Consider the following 4,843-nt stretch of genomic DNA (forward strand, 5'->3'; position numbering starts at 1 on the left):
ATATCGTGTGCGCCCGCCGGTCTCTGGTGCGTCAGCCACTGGCGCGGGCGGAGTTCTATGCTGCCCCCGCACCACCGCATGAGTGGAACGTTTTGCCGGTGACCCGTTCCGACGCGCCCACCCGGTCAAGGTAAGGCGTGATCCCGCCGAGGTGCATCGGCCAGCCTGCTCCCATGATGACGCACAGGTCGATATCTTCCGGTGCGGCGACCACGCCTTCGGCCAGCATGCGGCCAATCTCATCGGCAAGGGCATCCTGCGTCCGGCGAAGCACCTCCGCACTGCTCGACGGTGAGTCACCGACAGAAAGAAGTGCAAGCGTCGACTCGGGCACCACGTCTGCGCCCTCGTCGTTCCTGTTCCACAACCCCTTGACCCCGGCATCAATGAGTTTCTGCTGATTCGTTGACACATGGAAGCGGTCGCCAAACGCCGCATGAAGTGATTCCTGGACATGCTGACCCACGGGCAGGCCCACCAGAGCGAGCAGCTTGAACGGCGTCATCGGCAGCCCCATCGGACGAAGCGCGTCATCCGCTGTTGCGGCATCTGTCCCTTCGTCGAATACTGCTGTGATCTCGCCGAACATACGGCCCAGGATCCGGTTCACCACAAAGGCGGTCGCGTCCTTGACCAGGACGGCGTTCTTCTTCAGCTCCTTGGCCACGGCAAATGCGGTTGCCAACACGGCGTCGTCAGTCCGCGGAGCCTTGACGATCTCCAGCAATGGCATGGCGGCAACCGGATTGAAGAAATGGAAGCCGACTACCCGTTCGGGATGCGCCAAGTCAGCTGCCATCTCAGCGACCGACAAGGAGGATGTGTTGGTCGCCAAAATACATTCGGCCGACACAACCGCCTCAACCTCGGCGAACACGGTCTTCTTGACGCCCATCTCCTCAAAGACGGCCTCGATCACAAAGTCGGCGTCCGCGAAGACCGACTTGGAAACGGACCCTGACACCAACGCCTTGGTGCGGTTTGCAGCATCCTGCGACATCCGCTTTTTGCCAAGCAGTTTGTCCACCTCGGCATGAACCCAGGCAACGCCCTGGTCCACCCGTGCCTGATCGACGTCGGTCATCACCACGGGAACCTTCAATTGCCGCGCGAACAGCAGCGCCAGCTGGCCAGCCATGAGGCCCGCGCCCACCACGCCCACCTTGGTCACTGACCGGGCGAGCTTCTTGTCCGGGGCGCCGGCCGGTCGCTTGGCGCGCTTCTGCACCAGATCCAGGAACGCGTACACCGTCGAATGGAACTCGGGAGACTGCATGAGCCCGGTCAGCGCCTCACACTCGGCTGCGGCCGACTCCTCGCGGGTGTAGTGCTTGCCTGCTTCGAACAGATCCAGGACCTTGCCCGGCGCGGGTGCAGCGTTGGACGTCTTGGCCGCAACAAACGCCCTGCCCGCGGCCACAGCTGAATCCCAGTCGGCCTCATCAAAGCAGGCAATCTCCGCGCGGCGTGAAGCGACGGCGGAGGAATCGGCAAGTACCCGGGAAGCCCACAGCAGCGACTGCTCCAGGAAATCCGCGGGTTCAAACAAGGCGTCGGCAATGCCCAGCTTGAACGCAGCCCGGCCATCGAGCATCCGGTTGTTGCTGAGCGGGTTCTCAATCATGACCTTCAGCGCGGCGGCCGGTCCAATGAGCCGGGGCAGTTTGTAGACGCCGCCCCAGCCCGGAACCAGGCCGATGAATGCCTCGGGCAGTCCGATCCCGTTGGCTCCGGTGGAGATTGTCCGGTAGTTGGCTGCCAGCGCTACTTCGAGGCCGCCTCCCAGCGCGACGCCGTTGATAAAGGCAAAACTCGGTACGCCCATGTCGCCGAGCAGGTCATACGCTGCGTGTCCCAGCTCGGCCATGAGCCGGCCGTGCGACTCTGCTTTAAGCGTCTTCACGGTGGAGAGGTCCGCTCCGGCCACCAGGAAGTACGGCTTGCCGGTGATTGCGACGGCGGCAACTTCCCCGTTCAGGCCCCGCTCCTTCAGCGCCTCGAGCGTCCGGCCAAGTTCGATCAGTGTGTTGGGCCCGAGCGTGGTGGGCTTGGTGTGGTCCAGCCCGTTGTCCAGCGTGATTAAGGCCAGGGTTCCGGCGCCATCTGGCAGCTGGACATCCTGGACATAGGAGTGGGTCATGGTTTCATCCGGAACCAGGGCGGCCAGTTCCTCGAAGCGGTCGAAGCTCATACTGCATCCTCCGGGACGTTTCCTGAGTAGTCGGGGTGGTGGGGGTTTTCCCAAATGACTGTGGCGCCCATGCCAAGGCCAATGCACATGGTGGTCATGCCGTGACGCACAGATGGGTCCTCCTCGAACTGCCGGGCGAGCTGAGTCATCAGCCGCACGCCGGAGGAGGCCAGCGGGTGCCCCACGGCAATTGCGCCGCCGTACCGGTTTACGCGCGCATCATCGTCGGCGATGCCGAAATGATCCAGGAAGGAAAGAACTTGAACGGCAAACGCTTCGTTGATTTCGAACAGTCCGATGTCGTCGATAGACAATCCGGCTTGCCGCAGGGCTTTCTCGGTGGCCGGCACAGGGCCGATCCCCATAACCTCAGGTTCGACGCCGGCAAACGCATAGGCGACCAGGCGCATCTTCACGGGTAGACCAAGTTCCGCGGCAGTGTCCGAGGACGCGAGCAGCGCCGCTGTGGCGCCGTCGTTCAGTCCCGCCGCATTCCCCGCGGTCACGCGGCCATGGGACCGGAAGGGTGTCCGGAGCCCGGCCAGATCCTCGACCGTGGTTCCGGGGCGGGGCGGTTCATCCACCGTGTTGAGCCTCCAGCCGGCACCCGGCTTTCGGCTGGCCACCGGCACGAGGTCCGGCTGGATCTGTCCCGATTCGTACGCGGCGGCCAGTTTCTCCTGCGACGCAGCTGCATAGGCATCCGTACGGTCCTTGGTGATGGCCGGGAAGCGGTCATGGAGATTTTCGGCAGTGTTACCCATATTCAGTGCGGCCGGGTCGACGAGTTTCTCCGACATGAACCGGGGGTTAGGATCCGTGCCGGCACCCATGGGGTGGTTGCCCATGTGCTCGACGCCACCGGCAATGACTACGTCATACGCACCAAAGGCGATGCCTGACGCCGTCGTCGTCACCGCCGTCATGGCACCCGCGCACATACGGTCGATAGCGAAGCCGGGGACGGTGCGGGGGAGTCCCGCCAACAGTGCAGCGGTACGCCCAATGGTCAGGCCCTGATCGCCCGTCTGGGTAGTGGCGGCGATGGCGACATCGTCAATGCGCTCCGGCGGCAAGGATGGATTGCGCCGCAAAAGATCGCGGATGCACTTGACTATAAGATCATCGGCACGGGTACCGGCGTAGATTCCCTTGTCGCCGGCCTTGCCGAACGGAGTACGCACGCCGTCAACGAAGACGACATTCCTGACCTCCCTGCGGACTGCTGTGGAATTGGGGCTCACGATTACTCCTCTTTGAGATGTTGATCCGCGGACTATGTTACTTGTGAGTAACATAGCATGGCAACACGGTTCACCATCTGAACATACCAACCACTCACCGCTGCCGAAGACCCCTCCGCGAAAGCCCTCGGCGAACCAAGCCTGCACCTTCTGAGCAATTGTGTCCTGATTTGTACCTGTTGGGCCGCGGGGCGGTAGTCCAGCTCAGCGCCAAGGCATGGATAAACTGCAGGATCCGACGCGGTCCAGGAGCCTCCTTCGGCTATGCCCTTGCAGCCTTCCGGGGGAGCGGCTCAGGTTCCAGGAAGGCGACAGCAATGACCGCGGCGATGTTTTCGATCTGCCACGGACGCGCCCCCAGTCCGGCAAGCGCGGCGCTCACCGATTCGAGCGTGATTTCCGACGGCGGACGCCAGGCGATCCGCCGCAGATAGTCCGGGGTTAACAGGTTCTCCAGAGGCATGTTGAGCTTCGCCGCGGCTGCGGCCACCCGCGGTTTTACCGTCTGCAGACGCGCTGCTGCCTCCGGGTCCCGCTCCACCCATACCCGCGGGGGAGGAGGAGCGTTGGTGGACAGCTGCAGTTCCGGGAGATCAGTCGCCACGCGGGCAGCGTTGATACACCGGATCCAGCGGGGAGCCTCACGTTGGGCAGCCCTGCCATGGAACCCATTGGTGCCCAGAAGCTGAGGAACAGTCAAGGGCATTGCGCGGGCGGCCGCCACAACCGCGGCGTCCGGAATGAGCCGGCCGGGTGCGACATCCCGGTTCCGCGCGAGTTCCTCACGTTCATCCCAGAGTTCGCGGACGGCGGCGAGCTGCCGCCGGTCGCGGATTTGATGCATACCCGAGGTGCGGCGCCAGGGATCGATGCGCGGCTCGGACAACGGACTGCTGCGGATGTGCTCGAACTCCTGCTCGGCATAGGCGAGTTTGCCGCCGTCGTCCAGTAGTTCGATCAACTTGGAACGCAACTCCGTGAGAACTTCAACATCCAGTGCCGCGTAGCGCAGCCAGGGCTCCGGGAGTGGGCGCTGGGACCAATCGGCCGCGGAGTGCTCCTTGGCAAGCGTGAATCCGAGTAGGGTTTCGATGACCGCAGCCAGTCCCACCCGCGGAAGGCCCGCCAGCCTGGCCGCCAGCTCGGTATCGAAAAGCCGGTCCGGCCACATACCCAGCTCCGAAAGGCAGGGGAGGTCCTGGGTGGACGCGTGGAGAATCCATTCGACGTCCTTCAACGCGTGGTCAATGATCGAAAGGTCGGTGAAGGGCTCCGGGTCGATCAGCCACGTGCCGGATCCCTCGCGGCGTATCTGCACCAGGAAAGCGCGTTGGCCGTATCGAAAGCCTGAAGCGCGCTCCGCATCCACCCCGGCTGGACCGGTGCCGCCCGCAAGTGCGGCTGCTGC

3 protein-coding genes are annotated in these 4,843 nt (G+C 63.8%); all 3 read right to left on the reverse strand.

Annotated elements, in window-relative coordinates:
• Positions 1 to 55 precede the first annotated feature (55 nt).
• Positions 56 to 2,191, reverse strand: a complete 2,136-nt coding sequence (locus Y708_RS0102005) for a 3-hydroxyacyl-CoA dehydrogenase NAD-binding domain-containing protein (protein ID WP_028278616.1) — start codon at positions 2,189 to 2,191, stop codon at positions 56 to 58.
• Positions 2,188 to 3,435: a thiolase family protein gene (locus Y708_RS0102010; RefSeq protein ID WP_028278617.1), complete on the reverse strand. Its 1,248-nt coding sequence runs from the start codon at positions 3,433 to 3,435 to the stop codon at positions 2,188 to 2,190. Before Y708_RS0102010 ends, Y708_RS0102005 begins: the two co-directional genes overlap by 4 nt.
• 262 nt (positions 3,436 to 3,697) lie before the next feature.
• Positions 3,698 to 4,843 (reverse strand): HRDC domain-containing protein (locus Y708_RS22335; protein WP_035775074.1); only part of this gene is annotated, 1,146 nt, incomplete at its 5' end.

The sequence above is a fragment of the Arthrobacter sp. H5 genome, assembly GCF_000520595.1.
GTDB lineage: Bacteria > Actinomycetota > Actinomycetes > Actinomycetales > Micrococcaceae > Arthrobacter_D.

What these genes read in the sequence shown, in the direction of transcription:
- Y708_RS0102005 (WP_028278616.1), bottom strand. Translation starts at nt 2,191, where the DNA reads ATGAGCTTCGACCGCTTCGAGGAACTGGCCGCCCTGGTTCCGGATGAA.